Below are 21,641 nucleotides of genomic sequence, written 5' to 3' on the forward strand. Positions count from 1 at the left end.
GGCGGGGCGCAGAAGGAAGAAGAGGCGCACCGCGAGTTCGTCGAACACATCATCGACTTCCTGGAGATCCAGGCCTACCGCAAGACGCCGGTGGGGCAGTTGCCCTACGGGCTGCAGAAGCGCGTGGACCTGGGCCGGGCCCTGGCCATGGAGCCGCAGGTGCTGCTGCTGGACGAGCCGATGGCGGGCATGAACCTGGAGGAGAAGCAGGACATGAGCCGCTTCATCCTGGACGTGAACGACGAGTTCGGCACCACCATCGTGCTCATCGAGCACGACATGGGCGTGGTGATGGACATCTCCGACCGCGTGGTGGTGCTGGACTACGGCAAGAAGATCGGCGACGGCACGCCCGAGGAAGTCCGCCGCAACGAGGAGGTCATCAGCGCCTACCTCGGCACATCATGAAACACCCCCGCCGCGCTGCGCGCGCCCCCCTCAAGGGGGCGGCGCCTGTGGCCTGGCAAAGCCAGTTCCACGGCACCACTTGACGGCACCTTTTCTCGCGAACGGAAGCATCCATGGCGTTTTTTCTTGAAACTCTCTTCGGCGGCTTGATGGCCGGCATGCTGTATTCGCTCGTGGCCCTGGGCTTCGTGCTGATCTTCAAGGCCTCCGGTGTCTTCAACTTCGCCCAGGGCGCGATGGTGCTGTTCGCCGCCCTGGCCATGGCCCGCTTCTCGGAATGGATTCCGGTGTGGCTGGGCATCGAGAGCCGGGTGCTGGCCAATGTGCTGGCCTTCGTCCTGTCGGCATTGCTGATGGGCGTCGTGGCCTGGCTGATCGAGCGACTGGTGCTGCGCCACCTGGTCAACCAGGAGGCCGTGACCCTGCTGATGGCCACCCTGGGCATCACCTACTTCATCGACGGCCTGGGCCAGACGATCTTTGGCTCGAACATCTACCCCATCAACGTGGGCATGCCCAAGGACCCGCTGGTGCTGTTCGAGAGCACGTTCGACGGCGGTGTCCTGCTCAACCTGGAGGACGTCTACGCGGCGTGCGTGGCCGCCTTGCTGGTCGCGGTCCTTTCGCTCTTCTTCCAGAAGACGGCCACCGGCCGTGCGCTGCGCGCGGTGGCCGACGACCACCAGGCCGCGCAGTCCATCGGCATTCCGCTCAACCGCATCTGGGTCATCGTCTGGTCGGTGGCGGGCATCACCGCGCTGGTGGCGGGGATCATCTGGGGCTCCAAGCTGGGCGTGCAGTTCTCGCTCACCACGGTGGCGCTGCGCGCGCTGCCGGTGGTGATCCTGGGCGGTCTCACCTCGGTGCCCGGCGCCATCATCGGCGGGCTGATCATCGGCGTGGGCGAGAAGCTCTCCGAGGTCTACCTCGGGCCGTTCGTGGGCGGCGGCATCGAGATCTGGTTTGCCTACGTGCTGGCGCTCGTGTTCCTGCTGTTCCGGCCTCAGGGGCTGTTCGGCGAAAAGATCATTGACAGAGTTTGAATACCTTGCGGGTCAGACCACGATTTGCGCAGCAAATGTGCTCTGACCCCAACTGAAAAAAGAGCCCGCCATGTTCTATCGTGAAAACGGTCAGTTCAAGACCACCTACCGCGCCGACCAGCAGATCTTCCCGATCACCCAGGACCGACGGCTGGTCCTGGCCTTCATCGCCTTCGCTTTCGTCGCGGTCCCCTTGCTCGCGGACGAGTACCTCTTGCGCGCCATCCTGATCCCGTTCCTGATCATGTCGCTGGCGGCGCTGGGCGTGAACATCCTGGTGGGCTACTGCGGCCAGATTTCGCTGGGCTCGGGCGCCTTCATGGCCGTGGGGGCCTATGGCGCCTACAACTTCTTCGTGCGCGTGCCGGGCATGCCGCTGATCCCGGCGCTGATCCTGGGTGGGCTGTGTGCCACCTTCTTCGGCATCCTGTTCGGCCTGCCCAGCCTGCGCGTGCGCGGCCTGTACCTGGCGGTGGCCACGCTGGCCGCGCAGTTCTTCGCCGACTGGATGTTCCTGCGCATCAAGTGGTTCACGCTGAACACGCCTTCGGGTTCGGTGTCGGTCTCCAACCTGCAGGTGTTCGGCTTCTCGCTGGAGAGCGCCGCCGGCAAGTACCTGTTCTGCCTGGCGGTGCTGGCGGTGATCGCGCTGCTGGCCAAGAACCTGGTGCGCAGCGCCATCGGCCGCGAGTGGATGGCGATCCGCGACATGGACGTGGCCGCCGCCGTGATCGGCATCCGGCCCATGTACGCCAAGCTCAGCGCCTTCGCCGTCAGCAGCTTCATCATCGGCGTGGCCGGTGCGCTCTGGGCCTTCGTTCACCTCAGCGCCTGGGAGCCGGCGGCGTTCTCCGTGGACGTGTCCTTCCGCCTGCTGTTCATGGTGATCATCGGCGGCCTCGGTTCCATCGTGGGCAGCTTCTTCGGCGCGGCCTTCATCGTCGTGCTGCCGATCTTTCTCAATCAGGTCCTCCCCGCCGCCGGGGCGCTCGTGGGCATCGAAATCTCCACGGTCGCGGTCTCGCACGCGGAGTTCATGGTCTTCGGGGCCCTGATCGTCTGGTTCCTGATCGTCGAGCCCCACGGGCTCGGCAAGCTCTGGTCACTCGGAAAACAAAAGTTGAGGATCTGGCCGTTTCCTCACTGACAGCCTGGGAGGTTTTGAATCCGGCCACGAGGCACCCCACCACCATCTGGAGACAACATGAAGAAGACCTGCGCGATTTTCGCGACGGTGTTGGCCTTGCTCGCCCCGAGCATGACGACCACCGCCATCGCCCAAGAAAAACAACAGTATTTCCCGCTGCTCACCTTCCGCACCGGCCCGTATGCGCCCAGCGGATCGCCCTGGGCGAACGGCTTTGTCGACTACTTCAAGCTCGCCAACCTCAAGGGCGGCATCAACGGCGTTCGCATCGCCTGGGAAGAGTGCGAGACGGCTTATGCCACCGACCGGGGCGTCGAGTGCTACGAGCGCATGAAGGGGAAGAACGGCGGCGCGACGGTCTTCCAGACCATGTCCACCGGCATCACGCTGGCTTTGACGGAACGCGGCATGACCGATGGCATCCCCATCCTGACGCCGGCCTACGGCTTGAGCGAGAGTGCCGACGGCGAGGTCTTCAAGTGGAGCTTTCCGATCGGCGGCAGCCACTGGGCTTCGGCCGACACGCAGATCCAGTACATCGCGCAGAAGGCGGGCGGGCTGGACAAGCTCAAGGGCAAGAAGGTCACCCTGCTGTACCACGACAGCCCGTACGGCAAGGAAGCGATTCCCGTGGTGACGGCGCGTGCGAAGAAGCACGACTTCGAGCTGACCGCGATTCCGGTGTCTCACCCCGGCGTGGACCAGAAGGCGGCGTGGTTGCAGATCCGCCGCGCACGCCCGGACTTCGTGCTGCTCTGGGGTTGGGGTGTGATGAACTCCACCGCGCTGAAAGAGGCGCAGTCCACCGGCTTCCCGCGCGACCGCGTGGTGGGGGTCTGGCCCTCCGGCTCCGACTCCGATGTGCGGGAAGTGGCGGGTGCCGCCGGCTACAGCGCCGTGCTCGTCTTGCCGGGCCCGGGGTTCGATTCCGCCATCGCCAAGGAGGTGCGCGAGAAGCTGCACGACAAAGGCCAGGGCTCTGGTCCGAAGGAGGAAGTCGGCGAGGCGCTGTACATGCGCGGGCTGATGAACGCCATGGTGGCGGTGGAAGGTGTGCGCCGTGCGCAGGAGAAGTTCGGCAAGGGCCAGGTGATGACGCCTGCCCAGGCCCGGTGGGGGTATGAGAACCTGCAGATCAACGACAAGCGCCTGGCGGAGCTCGGCATTGCCGACGTGATGCAACCGCTGGCCACCACCTGCAAGGACCACATGGGCCCCTCCGCCGCGCGCGCCTACACCTGGAACGGCAGCAAGTGGGAGGTGAGCTCGGAGTGGCTGCACGCGGACCCCGCCGTGCTCAACCCCTTGATCAAGGCCGCAGGCGACAAGTACGCGGGCGAGAAGAAGCTCACGCGCCGTGCAGCCGCCGACTGCCAGAGTTAAGCACCCCCGCCGCGCTGCGCGCGACCCCCTCAAGGGGGCGACACCTTGGGCCGGCGAAGCCGGACCCTCGGTGTCCCTGGAGGGGGCACGCGCTCCGGTAGTGGTTGTTTCTTCTTGCGGCTGGTTCGTCCAGCCGCCATTTGCAAGGCCCGCTGGCCGTGTCTTGCAAATGGTCCCCAAGGAATCGGAATTGTCATGAGCACATCGAACACCGTCCTCAACGTCAATGGCATCGAGGTCATCTACAACCACGTCATCCTGGTGCTCAAGGGCGTCTCGCTGCAGGTGCCCCAGGGCCAGATCGCGGCCATCCTGGGCGGCAACGGCGCGGGCAAGACCACCACGTTGCGCGCCATCTCCAACCTGCTCAAGGGCGAGCGCGGCGAGGTCACCAAGGGCAGCATCGAGCTGCGCGGCGAGCGCATCGAGAACCTCTCCCCCGCCGACCTCGTGCAGCGCGGCGTGGTCCAGGTCATGGAGGGGCGCCACTGCTTCGCCCACCTCACCATCGAGGAGAACCTCATGACCGGCTCCTACACCCGCAAGAGCAAGGCCGAGGTCGCGACCAACCTGGAGAAGGTCTACGCCTACTTCCCGCGCCTGAAGACCCGGCGCACCAGCCAGGCCGCCTACACCTCGGGCGGCGAGCAGCAGATGTGCGCCATCGGCCGCGCCCTCATGACCAACCCCAGCGTGATGCTGCTCGACGAGCCCTCCATGGGCCTGGCCCCGCAGATCGTCGAAGAGGTGTTCGAGATCGTCAAGGACCTCAACCAGAAGGAGAAGGTCACCTTCCTGCTGGCCGAGCAGAACACCAACATGGCGCTGAAGTACGCGGACTACGGCTACATCATGGAGAGCGGGCGCATCGTGATGGACGGCGTGGCCAGCGAGCTGCGCAACAACGAGGACGTCAAGGAGTTCTACCTCGGCATGGGCGGGGGCGAGCGCAAGTCCTTCAAGGACATCAAGAGCTACAAGCGGCGCAAGCGCTGGCTGGCCTGAAGGCTCCCCCCCGCGCCGCGCCTTCGGCGCGTCACCCCCTCCAGGGGGCGATGCCTGAGGCCCGGCAAAGCCGGTTCCTCGGCATCTCTGGATTCAGACACCTCACTCCACATTTGCAGCCATGGCACAGACCGAATTCTTCGACGCACTGGAAACGCGCTCGGCCGATGAGCGCGAGGCCGCGCACATGGCAGCCCTGCCCGTGCAGATTGCGCATGCACAGAGGAATGCGCCCGCGTTTGCCGAGCTGCTGGCGGGCGTGGACGCTTCCGCCATCACCTCGCGCGCGGCGCTGGTCAAGCTGCCGGTGATTCGCAAGCACGAGCTGCTCGAGCGGCAGAAGGCGCACCGCGCCCAGGACCCGTTCGGCGGCTTCTCGGCCTTGCGCTGGGGGCCAGGCATGAGCCGGGTCTGCGCCAGCCCGGGTCCGATCTACGAGCCCGAGGCCAGCACGCGCGACTACTGGCGCGCGGCGCGCGCCCTCTTCGCGGCCGGCTTTCGCAGCGGGGATCTGGTGCACAACGCCTTCAGCTACCACATGACGCCAGGCGCCTTTATCCTGGAATCGGGCGCGCTCGCCGTCGGATGCACCGTGTTTCCGGCCGGCACCGGTCAGACCGAGCAGCAGCTCCAGGCCATCGCCGAGCTGCGGCCCCAGGCCTACACCGGCACGCCGAGCTTTCTGCGCATCCTGATCGAAAAGGCGGCCGCGACCGGCGCCGCCGTTTCCAGCCTGCGCAAGGCCTCGGTGGGCGGCGAAGCCTGCCCGCCCAGCCTGCGCGACTGGTTCGCCGAGCGCGGCGTGGCGGTCTACCAGAGCTACGCCACCGCCGACCTGGGCCTGGTGGCCTACGAGACGAGCGCGCGCGAGGGCCTGGTGGTGGACGAGGGCGTCATCGTCGAGATCGTGCGCCCCGGCACCGGCGAGCCCGTGCCCGAGGGCGAGGTGGGCGAGCTGGTGGTCACCACCCTGAACCCGGCCTACCCGCTGATCCGCTTCGGCACCGGCGACCTCTCGGCCATCCTGCCCGGCGCCTGCCCGACCGGGCGCACCGCACCGCGCATCAAGGGCTGGATGGGGCGCGCCGACCAGACCACCAAGGTGCGCGGCATGTTCGTGCACCCGGCCCAGGTGGCCGACATCGCGCGGCGCTTCCCGCAGGTGAAGAAGGCCCGCCTGGTCGTCAGCGGCGAGATGGCCAACGACCAGATGTGCCTGCGTGTGGAGGCCAGCGTGGCCGACAGCGCTCTGCAGCAGCAGATCGAGGCCGCCGTGCGCGAGGTCACCAAGCTGCGCGCCCAGGTCGATCTGATGCCGCCCGGCTCCTTGCCCAACGACGGCAAGGTGATCGAGGACGCGCGCAGCTTGGCCTGAGCCGGTGCTGTCGTGCTTCTTCACCTCGCGCACCTGCATGCATTGCGCACCACGCCATGGCTGCAGGGTTGGAGCAGGGGCCCCACTTCCAGGAACAGGGTTTCGCCCGCACCGCCGTCTCGGGTGGCGCGGCTGATCTGCGTGGCCAGCCTGAAAGGCCGGGCATATGCAGGGCCATCGCACAAGCCTCAGGGCTCGCGCGGGCAACCGCTGCCGGGCCTGCCGTCCAGGTGGGGCATCAGCACCGGTGCCATGGAGCGCAGGATCTGCACCGGCAGGCCGGAGGTGAAGCGGTAGCCGGCGGCGTCCGGTCCGATCACGTAGGCGGTCACGCTGCCGAAGTGACGCGGTCCCAGGTAGAACACGAAGGTGGCCGTGCGGTTCAGGGCCACGCCGCCGCGCCGGTTCACCACCACGCGGTTGTCGCCGGTGCCGGTCTTGCCGCCGGGCGACAGGTCTTCTCCCGAAGCCGACCGAAAACTGCCCGAGAGCCGGCGGGCGGTGCCGGCTTCCACCACTTCCGACAAGGCCTTCTTCAAGGCCTGGGCCACCTCGGGCACCATGACGCGCTCACCTTCGGCCGGCGTGGGCCGCAGCGCCGTTTCCCAGGGTGTGCCTTGCGCGAAACGCAGGTCGGCGATGCGCAGCGTGGGCCGGCGCACCCCGCCGTTGACGATGATGCCCATCAGCTCGGCCAGCGCGGCGGGCCGGTCCCCGGAACTGCCCAGGGCCGTGGCCAGCGACGGCACCAGATGGCCGAAGGGGTAACCCAGCCGGGCCCACCGGCGGTGGATTTCCAGGAAGGCTTCCACCTCCAGCATGGTGTGGATGCGGGCATCCTGCGCGTCCTTCGCGCGCGTGCGGAACAGCCACCGGTAGACCGCCTGGCGCTCGGCGGCGCTGGCGGCGACCGCCTCGTCCAGCGTGGCCTGGGGGTGTTGCCGGCGGTAGGCCACCAGCCAGAGTTCCAGCGGGTGCACGCGGGCCACGTAGCCCCGGTCCGGCAGGTCGAGGGCGTCGAGCGCGAAGCGCTCGTACAGCTGCGCCACGCGGGGCGCCTCGGGCGCCTTGTCGCCCAGGCGGGCCGAGAGGAAGGCGCCCAGGGCTTCGGGCGATGCCGTGGGCTCCAGGTAGCGGAACACCGCGGTCAGCCGGTCGGCGCCGGGGCGCAGGCCGTCGAGCAGCATGTCGCTCAGCTCGGCCGGTGTGCGGTTGTCGGTCTTGCGCCAGAAGCGGCGCAGGAAGGCCTGGCCTTCGCGGTCGGCGAACAGGGCCAGGTAGGTGTCGCGGCGCGGATCGAGGTGGTCCTCCAGCAGCCGCGCGGTGTCGCCGGGCCCCTGGTACATGGTGTGGCGCACGATCTCGCGCAGCAGGCGCACGAAGGGCAGGTTGATGGAGGCCTGCATGGCCTCGCGCAGGCTGGGCTGCCGCGCGTCGTCCTTCTTGTTGAAGTTGTTGAAGCTGTGCAGGCCGCCGCCGGTGAAGAACTGTTCATGGGGGCTGGCGGAGAAGCGCCGGTCCATCGCCGCTTCCAGCATCGCGCTCAGGCCGTGGTCGTTCGGGCCCGACAGGTAGTCCACGGCCCAGCGGCTCAGGCTGTCCTGCGGGCTGACCTCGGTGGCTTTCAGCGCGGCGGGTTCCAGCGGCGCGAGCCTGGCGTGGAGCTCGGCGACCAGTTCCAGGTAGGTCGCCAGCACCCGCAGCTTGGCGGTGGAGCCCAGCTCCAGCTTGCTGCCTTCGTTGATGTCCAGCGGCTGTTGTGTCGTGTCGGTCTGCACCCGCACCAGGTTGCCCTGCGGCGTGCTTTCCAGCAGGGTGAAGCTGTAGCGCACCTCGCCCAGGGTGTCGGGCTGCAGCAGGCGCTCGCCCATCAGCTCCTGCGAGCGGGCGAAGGCCGGGTCGGTCAGGCGCCCGAGGTAGGTGCTGACCGCGTCCTGCAGCTGGCCGTTCAGCGTGGTGCCGGCCTGGGCGTCGAGCCGGTCCAGGCTGTAGAGCGAGGTGCCGAGCAGGCCGGCCAGCCGGGTGCGCACGGCGGTCGTGCCCTTGCTCGCCGCAGCAGGCAGCAGCGGCGGGTTCTTGGCCATGTCGCGGAACACGAGCTTCTGCCGCAGGGCGGCGTCGCGCCAGGCGGTGTCGATGATGCCGGCCTCGGTCAGCAGGCGCAGGTGGGCGTCGGTGGCGCGGTCGAGTTCCTGGCGGCCCTGCGCGAGGTACCACGAGGGCCGGCGGTGGGCGATCATCAGCGCCACCGCCTGGCGCAGGACGCGGCCGCGGGCCGCGCCGTCGCCAGGGGCCGAGAGCGCGGCCATGGCGCGATCGAAGTCGGTGCCGAACCACACCCACAGGCCATCGCCCAGGCCATGCACTTCGCCATGGCGCGGCGCCGCCGACAGCGGCACCGTGTTGAGGTAGTCCAGCACGAGCTGCCGGCGCACCGGCAGCGTGTCGGTGCCTTGCTGGTAGGCCCGCACCGAGGCCGAGGCCATCTGCCGCAGCTTCTCGCGCGCGTCGTGCGTGATGCCGCCCGGCGAATGGCGGTACTTCTCGATCTGCGTGGCCAGCGTGCTGCCACCGTGCGCGTCGATGTCGGGATCGATCTGGCTGCCCAGCTGCGCGAGCACCGCGCGCGTGAAGCGCAGCCAGTCCACCGCCGGGTTCATCTGCGGGCGCTCGGGGTCGAGCAGGTCGCGGTTCTCGATGAAAAGCAGGGCCTGCACCACCACCGCGGGCACGCTCTCGAAGCTCTCGAAGCGCCGGTAGGGGTAACGGAAGGCGTGCAGCGATTCCCGGCTGCAGTCGAACACGGTCAGTCCGGTGTGGGTCTTCTCCGCGTAGGGGGCGAACCAGCCGCGCTCCAGGTGGGTTCGCAGGGCATCGTCCTGGCGCGACTGCTCCGCGATCTCGAAGCCGCGCTCCCGCAGGCGGGTGGTGAAGGCCGGAAGGCTGGTGTAGCCCATGCGTTCGTCGAACGGGCCGTGGGTGGGGAACCGGATGGGGTCGGCCGGACCAGGGGCGACGTGGTAGTTCAGCGTGGCCGCATAGCCGTGCAGTTCCCGCGCCTGCCAGTGCGAGGTCTGCATCTCCCGGCGCAGCAGCAGCGCGGCGGCCGCGCACAGGATCAGGAGGACCAGCAGGAGCACCCGCCACCGCAGGCGAAAGCCAGGTGGGCGCTGGTACCCGGGTGGGTCACCGGCGTGGGCCGTGTTGGGCGCTGCCTCCATCTGTGGTTCGACCATGTTGTGTTCCATTGGCTTCAAAGCCCCTGTGCGGATCCTGTGCGTGTGTGGACCGTGCCCAGGGTCATCTTGCGCCTGTGCGGGCGCGCTGTTGGGCAGACCGGACCGGCGGCGATGCCACCGCGACGGGGACGGGTGCGGCGTGATGGCTGTCACGCCTGCGGGGTGCGGTGCGCTCGGCGGCGACCTGGCGAACCAGTTGCCAGGCCAGCTCCGCCGGGGGGGTCAAGGTCCGGTGGGCGCGGCGCACCAGCGCGATGTGCCGGTCGATGCGGGGCAGCAGCGGGCGCATCACCAGGCCCTGCAGCCCCGCGGGCGGCAAGGCCAGCATGGGCACGACCGAGATGCCCAGGCCCGCGTCCAGCATGCGGAAGATGGTGGTGACGTGGCCCACTTCCTGCGCCACGGAGGCCTCCACGCCGTGGTGGTGCAAGGCCTCGTCGATCAGGCCCCGGCTGCCGGAGGCGTGGTCCAGCAGCACCAGCGATTCACCGGCCAGATCCGCCCATTTCGCGCCTCGCCGCCGGGCCAGGCGGTGTGAAGGCGGGCAGACGAGGCAGAAGGGCTCGGACAGGATGGTCTCGGCCTGAAGGTCGTCGCGCGCGCCTGTGTCGATCACCACACCGAAGTCCACTTCACCCGCCAGAACGCTGGCCAGGGCATCGTGCTGGATGCGATCCAGCAGCAGCAGGTCCAACCCCGGGTGTTCGCTTCGGCAGCGCGCGATGCATTCGGGCAGCAGGTTGGCCGACAAGGTCGGGCTGCTGGCCACGCGAACCCGGCCATGGCGCTGCGTGGCCTGGCCTCGTGACTCCTGCAGCACGGCATCCAGGTCTTCCAGCACGCGTTCTAGCTGCACGGCCAGGCTGCGGCCGGCATCGGTCAGCACCACCTCGCGCGTGGTGCGGTCGAGCAGCTTGAGCCCGAGGTGCTGTTCCAGTTCGGTCACGCAGCGGCTGACCGCGGGTTGGGACAAGCCGATGTGGGTGCCCGCCCGCGTGAAGCTGCCCTGTGAGGCGACGGCCTTGAAGACCCGCAACTGCCGCAAGCTGACATTCATTTGATATTGGTATCAATGGATCCGATAAATTCATTTTACTGTCGTCGGCGACTGCGGTTCAATGGCCGTCCCACCGACTGACACGCGCGACGCCGCGCGCTCCCGCCATGGCCCGTTCCCGGCTGCTGCCCGACAACTTCACGCTGTATCTCGTTGTGACCGTCGTTCTGGCCAGTCTGTGGCCGGCCCGGAGTGGGTTCGCCCAGGCGCTGAGCTGGGCCACCACGCTGGCGGTGAGCCTGCTCTTCTTTCTGCACGGTGCGAAGCTTTCGCGAGCGGCCATCTGGGCGGGCATCGGGCACTGGCGCCTGCAGTTGATGGTGGTGTCCACCACCTTCGTGCTGTTTCCCTTGCTCGGCTGGGTGCTGGCACCGCTGCTGCGGCCGCTGGTGACGCCCGACCTCTACATGGGCGTCCTGTACCTGTGCGCGCTGCCCGCCACGGTCCAGTCGGCGATCGCGTTCGCCTCCATGGCGCGCGGCAACATTCCCGCGGCCGTCTGCAGCGCCTCGGCCTCGACCTTGCTGGGCGTGGTTCTCACGCCCCTGGTGCTGGGTCTGCTGCTGACGCACAACGCCGCCATGGGCGATCCCCTGCAGGCGGTGGGCCGCATCAGCGTGCAACTCCTGCTGCCCTTCATTGCCGGCCATCTGATGCGGCCCTGGGTGGCGGGTTTCCTGCAGCGCCGCGCTTCCATCATGAAAGTGGTGGACCAGGGCTCCATCCTGCTGGTGGTGTACGCGGCGTTCAGCCACGCCGTCATCGCCGGGCTGTGGTCGCAACTGCCCCTGACGGCCATGCTGGGCCTGCTGGCCGTGTGCGCGGTGCTGCTTGCGCTGGTGCTCACGCTCACGGTCTGGGGCAGCCGCCGGCTGGGCTTCTCGAAGGAAGACGAGATCGCCATCGTCTTCTGCGGATCGACCAAGAGCCTGATCAGCGGCGTGCCCATGGCCAACGTGCTGTTTGCCGCGCCCGTGGCGGGCGCGATCGTGTTGCCGCTGATGGTGTTTCATCAGATGCAGCTGATGGTGTGCGGGGTGATGGCGCAGCGGTATGCGCGCCGCCAGGGGGGATCAGGCCATCTCACCGAAGTGGCCGGCGTTCAACCCAGGGGGGGATAACCACACCTCTGCGGCCACAGGTTGTCGAACGCATGGACCGATGCGCTTGCGTAGAGGCCTGCCTGGGTGAACGGCTCGTTGCGCTGCCAGCGCGCCGCTTCCTCGCGATTCTCGAAGTCGATGGCCAGCAGACTGCCCACCATGGCCGCGCCATCGTCACTTGTCAGGGGCCCTGCAAATGCGATGCGATCGGCCACCCGGGCCAGGTACGCCTTGTGCGATGGCCGCATCGCCTCACGAAGCGCCGCGGCGCCAGGCCGATCCAGCAAGTGAAAAACAAAAATCATGATCGCCTTCGGCTTGTGGCTCGCTGGCGTTTTTATCCGCCGTAGCGGGATTCGATGGTCGACCAGCGATCGAAGCCGACGATCGTCTTGTACGCCTCGAACCCGACGCCGGTGCCCACCAGCTTCAACTCGCCGCTGCGGATGTCCGCAAGGCTTTCCTGCATGACGCGCACGCTGCGCATCAAGAGCGAAATGCCGTAGATGACGATGCGGAACCCGAGGTCTTCCAGTTCCTGCGGGCGCAGGATGGGGGTGCGCCCCCCCTCGAGCATGTTCGCCATCAGGGGCACGCCTGCCAGGTGTCGGCCAATGAGCGCAAGTTCCTCCACCGATTCAGGGGCTTCGATGAACAGGCCGTCGGCACCTGCCTGGGCGTAGCGTTCGCCACGTCGCAAGGCCTCGTCCATGCCGCAGACCTCGCGGGCATCGGTGCGGGCAATGATGAAGGTGCGGGGGTCGCGGCGTTGCTCCGCGGCGGCGCGGATGCGGCGCTCCATTTCCTCGCAGGGCAGGAGCTCCTTGCCCGCGATGTGGCCACACCGCTTGGGAGAGACCTGGTCTTCAAAGAACAGGGCCTGCGCGCCCATCTTCTCGTAGGTGTGCACCGCATGAACCACGTTCTTGACGTCGCCGTAGCCGTTGTCGACATCCACCAGCACGGGCAGGTCGGACACCGCGAGGATGTCGCGCACGCCAGCACCGATTTCCCCCAACGTGGCCAGGCCGATGTCGGGCAGGCCGAACCGAGCGCCGACCAGAGGGAAGCCGCCAATGAAGTAGGCCTTGAAGCCGGCCTGCTGGATGAGCAGGGCGGAGAGCGCATCGTGGGCTCCGGGGAGCACCAGCGGGCGCTCGCTGGCGACCAGATCGCGGAAGTGGAGGGGCATGGACGTGCTTGGTGTGGTCATGGCTTGAGCGTTGCCTTCTTTTTCACTGTTCGATCTTGATGTTGCCCGTGGTGATGACCTTGGCCCATCGGCTGCCATCGTCCCGAACGAGCTTTTCCAGGTCCTGCGGCGTGCCGCCCAAAGCCTCGGCGCCCTGGCGTTCAAACTGGGCTCGCAGGTCGGGGTCGCGCAGCGCCGCGTTGATGTGGCGATTGAGCTCCGCCACGATCTTCGGGGGGATCCCCGCCGGCCCCATGAGCGCAAACCACGTCGTGCCGTCGAACCCCGCGAATCCCGCCTCACGCATCGTCGGCAGATCGGGGGCCAACGGCGATCGTTCCGGGCTGCCGATGGCCAGGGCCCTGATCTTGCCGGCCTGGGCCTGGGGCAGGGCCCAGACGATGCTGTCGAAGGTGAAGTCGATCTGTCCGCTGTTGAGCTCGGGCAGGGCTTGGATGCCCGTCTTGTAGGGAATGTGCCGAGCGCGGATGCCCGCGCGCTGGACAAAGTCCGCCGCAATGAGGTGCGTGACGCTGCCGCTCCCGCTGGACGAGTAGGTCAGTCCACCCTCGCGGGAGGTCGCCAGCTGCGCCAGATCCTTGACGGTGGCCACCTTGAGTGCGGGGCTGACCATGAGCACGTTGGGCGCCGAGGCGATGCGCGCGATGGCTGTGAAGTCCTTGATCGCGTCGTAGGGCAGCGGGCGCAGGTGGGGCAGCACCGCATGGGTGCTGCTTGTCGCCAGCAGGAACGTGGTGCCATCGGGCGCGGCCTTGGACACGGCCTGTGCGCCGATGGCGCCGGCGGCGCCCGCGCGGTTTTCAATGACGACGGTCTGTCCGACGAGCCCCCCCAGCTTCTCTGCCAGGATGCGAGCGAGCGCATCGGTGCTGCCACCCGCGCCGAACGGCACCACGATGCGAATGGGGCGATCCGGCCAGTCGGCGGCCTGCGCGTGGCCGCCCAGCAGCGCGCACAGCGCGGCAGCGCAAAACACGGTGGCCAGGCTGCGCCTGCCTTTGGCCGCCGCTGGTGGGGGAGAGTGGGTCTTGCGGTGCATGGCTGCTCGTCTCCAGGATGGGTGGTTGTCTGATATTCATGCGCACGATGAATAGGCCTTCTTCAGAAGGTGATTGCAATGTAGATATTTCGACAGCCGAGGTCCAATGATGCTTTTCCATTCTCTTCAATGAATGGAATGCATAATGGATTCATGGACCTTCGACGGCTCGATCTCAACCTGTTGGTGGTATTCGATGCGGTGCTCAGCGAACGCAGCGTCTCGCGCGCAGCGGACCGTCTGGCATTGACCCAACCCGCGGTGAGCCATGCGCTGACGCGTTTGCGCCAGGCCTGCGGCGACCAGATCGTTGTCCGGCGCGGGCATGCCATGGTGCCCACGCCCAAGGCCGTCGCCTTGCAGCAGGAAGTCCGGGCGATTCTGGTGCGGGCTCAGCGGGTGTTTGCGATGTCCAGCGCATTCGATCCCGCGCGGTCCCGGCGGCACTATCAGGTCGGTTGCTCAGACCATGCCGCCGTCGCGATCCTCGAACCCGTGCTTGGCCGCATTCTTGCGCAGGCGCCCTTCGTGCGCATTCAACTGACGCACGTGGGGCGAACGCATGCGGCGGACATGATCCGCTCCGGGGCGCTGGATCTGGCACTGGGGGTGCTCAACAGCGCCGACGATGCCATCGCCGTGAAGACCCTGAGGGAGGTTCCCTATGTCTGCGTCGCGCGCGAGGGCCATCCCGCCTTCCAGCGCCGGCTCACGCTGGATCGGTATCTGGCGGCTGAGCACTTGCAGGTGCTGGTGCAGCCCGGGTCCTTCGGGGTCATCGACCAGACGCTGAGCCGCTTGGGGCAGGAGCGGAACATTCGACTCGTCGCCGCTCATTTCGAGGCGGCACTGCGCCTGCTGCCATCGACCGACCTGATCCTGACCGTCCCGAAAGACCTCGTCACACGGCAGGAAGCGCGTTGGTCCCTGCAGGCCGTGCCATTCGCTTTGGAGCCCTTCCGGCATCAGATCGCGATGGGCCGGTCGTTCGCCGATGATCCAGGCACATCCTGGTTGATCGACATGCTGTCTGCCTGAGTTCTCCGGTCTCGCTGCGCCGATCCGTCAATGGCCGGGATCCAGAGGTCGCGCGGTCACCGCTCCCGCCAGCGGCGGGGCCTCGCGCGACACGCCATGGGTGACCTGCCTGGCGAGCTGCTCGGCGATGCGGTGCCGTGAAGAGAAGGTGTCGCCTTTTCGGGGCCGGTACCAGACCGTGATCCAGTTCAGCGAACCCAGAATGCCCTTGGAGGCCAGCGAGGGCTCCACGGCCGCAAGACTTCCGGCCGCGATGCCCTCCCGAAGCACGCTCTCGAACAGGCGCTCGTAGGCATCGCGCATCGCAACGACTTCCTTCAGCGCCTCCCTCTCCGAAGCGCTGGTCGTGGTGGACTGGTGAAGCTCCACACCCTGGACGGTGACACGCTGGTAGTGCAAGTGCTCCATCATCACCATCGCATGCCGATAGGACATGCTTTGCAGCTTCTGGACGGGGTCCAGCGACTTGTCCTGCACCACCGGCAGCAGCGCGCGCAGGTTCAGCACCATCGCACGTTTGTGCACGGCAAAGAACAGGTCGGCCTTGCTGCGGTAGTGGTAGTAGACGCTGCCTTTGGTGGCACCGATCTGGGCCGCGATGACGTCGATGGACGCGGCCGCAAAACCGAAGTTCGTGAAGGCCCTCGCCGCCGCATCGAGAAGGGCCAGTTGCGTCGCCGGCATCGACTCGTAGTCGGTATCCACCCAAGCCATGATGGTGTCCGCAAGTTCCACGAAATGTCCTCTCTCCACGCACGCAGGATCGTCGATCCTACTACGGGCGCGGACAGCGTCAGGCCTGGTCGAACGGGTCGGCATCGGGCTCCAGCGCCGTGCTCCCCAGGGAGGGCGTCCCCTTGCGAATGCTCCCTGGCGTGTCGGAGAGCTTGATCGGAATGCCGGGGCCGACATAGTCGGGCTGGCGAACCACCATCTGCCGGTACTGGGCGTGCTCGGAGGCTGCCACGCTGGCGATGTCCAGAATCGGGGCGGCTGGCACACCGTCCGCCAGCAAGCGCTTGCCGAACTCGTCCCCATCGACCTTGGAAAAAGCCTGGGACAACGCCACTTCGAGCGCCTCGCGGTTCTCGACCCGCAGCTTGTTCGTCGCGAAACGCGGGTCCGTGGGCAGGTGGGGCGTCTGCAGATGCGTGCACAGCTTCGCGAAGAGGCGGTCGTTCGCCACGGCGATGAACAGCGGATAGGACGCTGTCTGGTACACGTTGTAGGGCACGATGTTGGCGTGCCGATTGCCCGTCGGGCCCGGCACCTTGCCCGAATGGAGGTAGTTGCTCAGGAAGGGATGCGCCACCGACACCGCGCAGTCGTAGAGACTGACGTCCGCCATCTGGCCCCGGCCCGTCCGGGCGCGGGCCTGCAGGGCCAGCAAGACCGCCATCGCCGCATTCATGCCGGTGGTGAGGTCGACGACCGGCACGCCGATGCGCACCGGCTCAGCGCCCTGGTCGCCATTGATCGAGAGCAGCCCCGCCATCGCCTGCACGGCGGCGTCGTAGCCTGGCAGCCCGCCGTAGGGCCCGGTATCGCCGAAGCCCGTGATGCGGCAGTGGATCAGGCGCGGATAGCGCTCGGTGAACCATTGGACATTGGGAATGCCCCAGGATTGCAGCGTGCTGAGCTTGAAGTTCTCGAGCAGGACGTCGGCCGTCTCCAACATGGCGTAGAGGCGATCCCGTTCCTCCGCCTTTCCCAGGTCCAGCACGACGCTGCGCTTGTTGCGGTTGACGGCGTTGAAGTAGGCCGAATGGCCGTTGACAAAGGGAGGGCCGAAACCGCGGCACTCGTCGCCTTCCGGACTCTCGATCTTGAGCACGTCTGCGCCGTGGTCCCCCAGGATCTGCCCTGCAAAAGGGCCGGCGAGCACGCGCGCCGCATCGACCACCTTCAGTCCCGCCAGCGCGCCCAACCCGGGTTGCGACGTGTTTTCGGCCTTGGTCGTCATGCCTGGATGCTCCAGCGAAGCTCATGCCCGCCCTGGACTTCCTGGTGCACGAAACCCAGGGAGAGCCGGCGGTTGTGGGCTTGCAAGGCCCCTTCGAAAAGGCCGTTCCATGCGAGGTCCAGGCCAGGGTCCCACTCGGCCACCCCTTCGCGGAATGCCCAGCCTTGCTGCCTCACCTCCATGCCACCGTCGATGCGGGTCAGATCGGCGCGGTCACCGTGAGCGATCGCGATCGCCTGGAGGAAGCGGCCAAAGCCTGCGGCGTCTGTCCCGAAGTCTTCGCCGAGCCTGCGCGAGGTCGCGTGGTAGAACTGCATGCCGATCATCTTGGCCGCCAGTCGAAGGCGCGAAGAGGCCTCGTCGGGTCCCCACAAGGCGAGCGCGGTGGGGAACGCGGAACGCACGTACTCCATCGCGTAGTTGCGATGCGCCTTGTCCAGGCGCTCCTGTGGCCAGGTCTGGGTCGGCAGCTTCGGCGCCTTCTCGGGATCGAAGTCCGGTGCGTCCTCATTGCGGGCGAAGCGCAGCCGCTCGTGCGGCGCCAGGTCGCGGTCGTATTCGAAGTAGTAGCCCTCGAGGCCCGATTGGCCATCGACCGTCTGCTTGGTGCACACGAAACCCAGGCGCGGGTTGTTCAACATGGTGCCGTTCTGGGCGTGCCAGCCCAGGAGCATCGCCCTGGAGACTTCGGGCGGAATGCCACACAGCGCGGTGTCCGCCCAGATCCACCGCGGCGCGGCGTACCGGATCCAGGCTTTGCGTTCGGTCTCGGGCATGAACTCCACGGAGACGCCGCCAATGTGGTTCGAGAGGTAGTGGTACTGCGCGGCAGCGACGGCGGGCGGCAGCTGGTCGATGCCGAGCTTCTTCAGTCCTGGGAGAAACCGTTCACGCCGCTGGCGGCAGAAGATCTCATGCACCAGCTCTTCCGCTTTGGCTGTGCCGAGCCGAGACACGGCGAAAAGCACGATGCCCGTGAAGTAGGCGTGATAGAGCTCAGCGACCGCGCGCCATGCACCGGACTGCGCTGAGATGGAAGGGTCGTTCGGCATCTTCAAGGTGGATTTCATCGTTGCGTCAGGAATGGGAGGCCGAGGCCTCGCGCTTGATCGCCCGGGCGATCACCAGCCGTTGAATCTCCGAGGTGCCCTCGTAGATTTCCGTGATTCGCTGGTCACGATAGCAGCGCTCGACCACATTCGGCTTCACATAGCCTCGACCGGCCAGCACGGACATCGACGTGTCGCAGATCTCGTGGGAAGCTTCCGTGGAGAAGAGCTTCGCCATGGCGCCGAGCGCACTGACGTCCTTGCCCGCGTCGTAGGCCTTCGCGGCTTCGAACACCATCATGCGCGCGGCAGAAAAGCTTGTCGCCGCGTCGGCCATCATGAAACCAACGCCCTGGTGGTCGATGATCGACTTGCCGAAGGTCTTGCGCGACGCCGCGAACTCAGCGGCAGCCCGGTAGCTGCACAGGGCGATGCCGAGCGCCTGCGCCGCGACGACGATCCGTCCGACATTGAGCGTGGACAGCGCGAGCTTCAAACCCTGCCCTTCCTCGCCGACCATGCTCTCTGGCGGCACCCAGACGTCCACCTTCAGGTTCGTCGTCGTCGTGCCGCGAATGCCCATCTTGTCTTCGTAGAAGTCGACGACCGCGCCTGCGGTTGACCGGGGCACCCAGAACGCCGTGATGTTGTTGCGCGCACCTTCTTCACCCGTGCGGGCAAACACGATGAAGTGCGTCGAGTGCCCACCATTCCCGAGCCAGCACTTTTCACCCCGGATGCGCCAGCCGTCACCTTCACGGACGGCCGTGGTCACGACCGCCGCCGCGTCCGATCCGGCGCCACGCTCGCTCAACGCGAAGTTGACCGCCTCCCCCTTGCGCGCCAGCCCCCCGAGCAAGGCCTGCTTCTGCGCTTCGTTGCCGCCCAGGAGCACCGGGAAGGCGCCGAGAGACAGCGCCGCCATGATCGCCGCGGTCGACCCGCAGCCAGCACCGATGGCCTCCACCACGGCGACCAGCGACACGAGTGACGCGCCGCCACCGCCGTAGGCCTTCGGCAGAAACATGCCCGAGATGCCGGACTCCCGCAGCGGGTCCAGGTGCTCGATCGGATAGCGCTGCTCGCGATCGATGGCATCGGCGGCCGGCGCGAAGTGCTTCGCGGTGAGTTCCTGCGCGAGCCCCTGCCAACGCAGCGACTCATCCTCCAGCGGCATTTCCCATAAGACCGACATCTGTTTCTCCGTGTTTTGAGGCGCGGTGCGCCGATGAATACTAGTTGGTATCTTACGACTTCATCGATTGCTGTGCAATGGATATTCTTGGCAATGTACCTATTCCAAACTTGCAAGATACTTGTTAGTATGTTGAAAACAGATGCAGGATGACATGACTGGACCATTGCTTGGAATTCGAGTGCTGGACGCGACCGCGGCCCTTTCAGGGCCGGTCGCGACACAAATCCTGGGTGACATGGGTGCCGATGTCATCAAGGTGGAGTCGCCTGACGGCGACACCATTCGCGGAATGGGCCCCGCCCGCCATGACGGCATGGGGGCGATGTTCCTGCACACGAACCGCAGCAAGCGCAGCATCGTTCTCGACCTGAAGGAGGGCGCCGCACGAGAGGCGTTCGTTCGCCTGTCTGGCACTTGCGACATCGTCGTGTGCAACACGCGACCGAAGGCCATGGCCCGCCTGGGCCTGGACTACGCGAGCCTCAGCAAGGAAAGGCCTGGCCTCGTCTACGTGAGCATCGTGGGCTACGGGGCCGGTGGGCCCGATTCCGACAAGCCGGCCTATGACGACCTGATCCAGGCCGTTGCAGGCATACCCTTGCTCCACGCGCCTGGCGAGCCACCGCGGTACGCGCCCATTGCCGTCGCGGACCGGGTGACCGGCATCTGCGCCGCGAACGCCGCGCTGGGCGCCATGGTGCACAAGCTGCGCACAGGCCAGGGCCAGCACGTTGAAGTCCCCATGTTCGAGACCATCGCAGCGCTCGTCCTCGCCGACCACATGGCAGGACTGACGTTCGAACCCGCCTTGGGCCCGCCCATCTTCCAGCGGTACGTGTCCATCCGGCGGCCATTCCCGACCGCCGATGGCTCCATCTGCCTCATGGTCCTGACGGACAAGCAGTGGCGCACCTTCTTCAACACCGCCGGCCAGCCCGAGGTGATGGACGACGAGCGCTTCAAGACGGTGGCGAGCCGCACCCGCCATCTCGAGGCGCTGTACGGCATCGTTGCCTCACTGCTCAAACAGCGACCCACGGACGAGTGGATCGCCCTGCTGCAGGAGGCCGACATCCCGGTGGCCAAGCTGGAGACGGTGCAGTCCCTCATGTCGCATGCGCATTTGATCAAGACGGGATTCTTCCAGGCACTGCAGCACCCCAGCGAGGGTGCCATCCGAACGGTCGCAAAGACCAGCAACTGGTCGCTCACGCCAACGGGACCGACCAGGCCGACGCCGAGGTTGGGCGAACACACGCGCGAAATCCTCGCGGAATGCGGCTATTCGCCGCAGCAGGCAGACGAGCTCATCGCTGCCGGCGCAGCCCGGGAGGCCCCATGAAAGCCGTCGTGTGCCGCGAGTACGGCGGGCTCGATGCCGCCAGGCTGGAGGAGGTGCCTTCGCCAACGATCCGGCCGGGGTGCGTGCGCATCCGGGTGGAAGCCTGCAGCGCCAGCTTCGCCAGCCTCCTGGTCATGGAGGGCAAGCACCAGAACAAGGCACCCTTGCCCCTGATTCCCGGCACCGAACTGGCCGGCGTGGTCACCGAAATCGGCGAAGGCGCATCGCGATTTGCCCTCGGCGACCGGGTCATCGCAGGGGTCCAGTCTGGGGCGTACGCCCAGGAAGTGATTGCGCCCGAAGAGACGGTGTTCGCCCTGCCTGACGGGGTGAGCTTCGACACGGGTGCGCAGATCCCCACGATCTACGGCACAGCGTTCGGTGCGTTTGCCTGGCGGGCGAAGGTCGAGCCTGGTGAAGTCGTGCTGGTTCATGGTGCAGGCGGCGGGAGTGGCCTGGCGGCCATCGAGGTCGCCAAGGCGTTGGGGGCACGCGTGATTGCCACAGCAGGTTCGGAAGAGAAGGCGGCGATCGCGCGGGCCCATGGTGCGGATCTCGCCATCAACTACCGGACAGAAAACTGGCGGGAGGCCGTTCTCGCGGCCACCCATGCCCGCGGCGCAGACGTCATCTACGACCCGGTCGGCGGCGAGACGTTCGACACCTCGCTGCGATGCATCGCACCCGACGGGCGCATCATTCCCATGGGGTTTGCCAGCGGCACCATCCCGACCATCCCGGCCAACATCGTGCTGGTCAAGAACATCACCGTCATCGGGGTGTACTGGGGCTACTACTTCGGCTGGGGCAAGCACCCGGTGCCGGCCACCAACGACACCAGGCTGCGGCGCACCTACGCCCAACTGTTCGCGTGGGTCCTGGAGCAGAAGCTGCGCCCCCGTGCGCACGCTGTCCTTCCTCTCGCCAACTTTCGCGAAGCCCTCGAAATGATTGCCTCTCGCGAGGTCATCGGCCGCGTCCTGATGCGGCCACAGCAAGAGACTGCGCCGTCAGCCTCGAAAACCACCTGAACCCAGAA

The 21,641-nt window shown here is 67.0% G+C and carries 19 protein-coding genes; 10 read left to right on the plus strand and 9 right to left on the minus strand.

The features are described from left to right. From ACODTB_RS17650 to ACODTB_RS17675, 6 genes are all read left to right on the plus strand, one after another. On the plus strand, nucleotides 1-408 hold a 408-nt coding region (locus ACODTB_RS17650), incomplete at its 5' end, for an ABC transporter ATP-binding protein (RefSeq protein WP_488929588.1). Nucleotides 409-521: 113 nt separating this feature from the next. Next, the gene (locus ACODTB_RS17655; protein WP_488929589.1) at nucleotides 522-1,451 is read left to right on the plus strand and encodes a branched-chain amino acid ABC transporter permease; all 930 of its coding nucleotides are present in this window, start codon (nucleotides 522-524) and stop codon (nucleotides 1,449-1,451) included. A gap of 70 nt (nucleotides 1,452-1,521) precedes the next feature. After that, nucleotides 1,522-2,598 (plus strand): branched-chain amino acid ABC transporter permease, encoded by a 1,077-nt coding sequence (locus tag ACODTB_RS17660; protein ID WP_291121996.1) that lies wholly within the window; start codon nucleotides 1,522-1,524, stop codon nucleotides 2,596-2,598. A 57-nt stretch (nucleotides 2,599-2,655) separates the two neighbouring features. Next, nucleotides 2,656-3,981, plus strand: a complete 1,326-nt coding sequence (locus tag ACODTB_RS17665) for an ABC transporter substrate-binding protein (RefSeq protein WP_291121998.1) — start codon at nucleotides 2,656-2,658, stop codon at nucleotides 3,979-3,981. Between the two features lie 195 nt (nucleotides 3,982-4,176). Beyond that, complete coding sequence (locus ACODTB_RS17670; protein ID WP_488929590.1) at nucleotides 4,177-4,986, plus strand: ABC transporter ATP-binding protein; 810 nt, start codon at nucleotides 4,177-4,179, stop codon at nucleotides 4,984-4,986. Nucleotides 4,987-5,107: 121 nt separating this feature from the next. Further along, the gene (locus tag ACODTB_RS17675; RefSeq protein WP_291121054.1) at nucleotides 5,108-6,361 is read left to right on the plus strand and encodes a phenylacetate--CoA ligase family protein; all 1,254 of its coding nucleotides are present in this window, start codon (nucleotides 5,108-5,110) and stop codon (nucleotides 6,359-6,361) included. Between the two features lie 188 nt (nucleotides 6,362-6,549). Here ACODTB_RS17675 and ACODTB_RS17680 read toward each other — a convergent pair whose 3' ends face one another. Both ACODTB_RS17680 and ACODTB_RS17685 read right to left on the minus strand, forming a co-directional pair. After that, nucleotides 6,550-9,597: a transglycosylase domain-containing protein gene (locus ACODTB_RS17680; protein WP_291121052.1), complete on the minus strand. Its 3,048-nt coding sequence runs from the start codon at nucleotides 9,595-9,597 to the stop codon at nucleotides 6,550-6,552. Nucleotides 9,598-9,661: 64 nt separating this feature from the next. Next, nucleotides 9,662-10,657 carry a LysR family transcriptional regulator gene (locus tag ACODTB_RS17685; protein ID WP_291121050.1) on the minus strand — a complete coding sequence of 332 codons (996 nt, stop codon included), beginning with the start codon at nucleotides 10,655-10,657 and terminating at the stop codon, nucleotides 9,662-9,664. 107 nt (nucleotides 10,658-10,764) lie between these two features. Between ACODTB_RS17685 and ACODTB_RS17690 the strand changes: the two genes are divergently transcribed. Next, the gene (locus tag ACODTB_RS17690) at nucleotides 10,765-11,778 is read left to right on the plus strand and encodes a bile acid:sodium symporter family protein (RefSeq protein WP_291121049.1); all 1,014 of its coding nucleotides are present in this window, start codon (nucleotides 10,765-10,767) and stop codon (nucleotides 11,776-11,778) included. Here ACODTB_RS17690 and ACODTB_RS17695 read toward each other — a convergent pair. From ACODTB_RS17695 to ACODTB_RS17705, 3 genes are read right to left on the minus strand one after another with little or no spacing between them, the layout of a single operon-like run. After that, a complete protein-coding gene (locus tag ACODTB_RS17695; protein ID WP_291121048.1) occupies nucleotides 11,760-12,065 on the minus strand; it encodes a YciI family protein in 306 nt (101 codons plus the stop codon). The two genes, ACODTB_RS17690 and ACODTB_RS17695, sit on opposite strands and share 19 nt — an antisense overlap. A gap of 32 nt (nucleotides 12,066-12,097) precedes the next feature. Next, the gene (locus ACODTB_RS17700; RefSeq protein ID WP_291121046.1) at nucleotides 12,098-12,952 is read right to left on the minus strand and encodes an isocitrate lyase/PEP mutase family protein; all 855 of its coding nucleotides are present in this window, start codon (nucleotides 12,950-12,952) and stop codon (nucleotides 12,098-12,100) included. A gap of 43 nt (nucleotides 12,953-12,995) precedes the next feature. Continuing rightward, nucleotides 12,996-14,012 carry a Bug family tripartite tricarboxylate transporter substrate binding protein gene (locus tag ACODTB_RS17705; RefSeq protein WP_291121044.1) on the minus strand — a complete coding sequence of 339 codons (1,017 nt, stop codon included), beginning with the start codon at nucleotides 14,010-14,012 and terminating at the stop codon, nucleotides 12,996-12,998. Nucleotides 14,013-14,165: 153 nt separating this feature from the next. Here ACODTB_RS17705 and ACODTB_RS17710 point away from each other — a divergent pair, with 153 nt between their 5' ends. Further along, entirely contained in the window at nucleotides 14,166-15,050 is an 885-nt protein-coding gene (locus tag ACODTB_RS17710) for a LysR family transcriptional regulator (RefSeq protein WP_291121042.1), read from the plus strand. 27 nt (nucleotides 15,051-15,077) lie between these two features. Here ACODTB_RS17710 and ACODTB_RS17715 read toward each other — a convergent pair whose 3' ends face one another. From ACODTB_RS17715 to ACODTB_RS17730, 4 genes are all read right to left on the minus strand, one after another. Continuing rightward, nucleotides 15,078-15,764: a TetR-type transcription factor C-terminal domain-containing protein gene (locus tag ACODTB_RS17715; RefSeq protein ID WP_488929615.1), complete on the minus strand. Its 687-nt coding sequence runs from the start codon at nucleotides 15,762-15,764 to the stop codon at nucleotides 15,078-15,080. A 79-nt stretch (nucleotides 15,765-15,843) separates the two neighbouring features. Continuing rightward, nucleotides 15,844-17,013 carry a CaiB/BaiF CoA transferase family protein gene (locus tag ACODTB_RS17720; RefSeq protein ID WP_291121040.1) on the minus strand — a complete coding sequence of 390 codons (1,170 nt, stop codon included), beginning with the start codon at nucleotides 17,011-17,013 and terminating at the stop codon, nucleotides 15,844-15,846. After that, nucleotides 17,010-18,065: a hypothetical protein gene (locus tag ACODTB_RS17725; protein WP_488929616.1), complete on the minus strand. Its 1,056-nt coding sequence runs from the start codon at nucleotides 18,063-18,065 to the stop codon at nucleotides 17,010-17,012. Before ACODTB_RS17725 ends, ACODTB_RS17720 begins: the two co-directional genes overlap by 4 nt. A 25-nt stretch (nucleotides 18,066-18,090) precedes the next feature. Beyond that, complete coding sequence (locus tag ACODTB_RS17730; RefSeq protein WP_291121037.1) at nucleotides 18,091-19,257, minus strand: acyl-CoA dehydrogenase family protein; 1,167 nt, start codon at nucleotides 19,255-19,257, stop codon at nucleotides 18,091-18,093. Nucleotides 19,258-19,411: 154 nt separating this feature from the next. On the opposite strand from ACODTB_RS17730, the gene ACODTB_RS17735 reads away from it, so the two are divergent. Together ACODTB_RS17735 and ACODTB_RS17740 are read left to right on the plus strand one after the other, a co-directional pair. After that, entirely contained in the window at nucleotides 19,412-20,602 is a 1,191-nt protein-coding gene (locus ACODTB_RS17735; RefSeq protein WP_488929617.1) for a CaiB/BaiF CoA transferase family protein, read from the plus strand. Further along, on the plus strand, nucleotides 20,599-21,633 hold the full coding sequence (locus ACODTB_RS17740) for an NADPH:quinone oxidoreductase family protein (protein ID WP_291121033.1): 1,035 nt from the start codon (nucleotides 20,599-20,601) through the stop codon (nucleotides 21,631-21,633). The genes ACODTB_RS17735 and ACODTB_RS17740 overlap by 4 nt, the downstream gene beginning before the upstream one ends. The last annotated feature ends 8 nt before the right edge of the window (nucleotides 21,634-21,641 follow it).

The organism is Hydrogenophaga sp. FG152, from assembly GCF_057809615.1.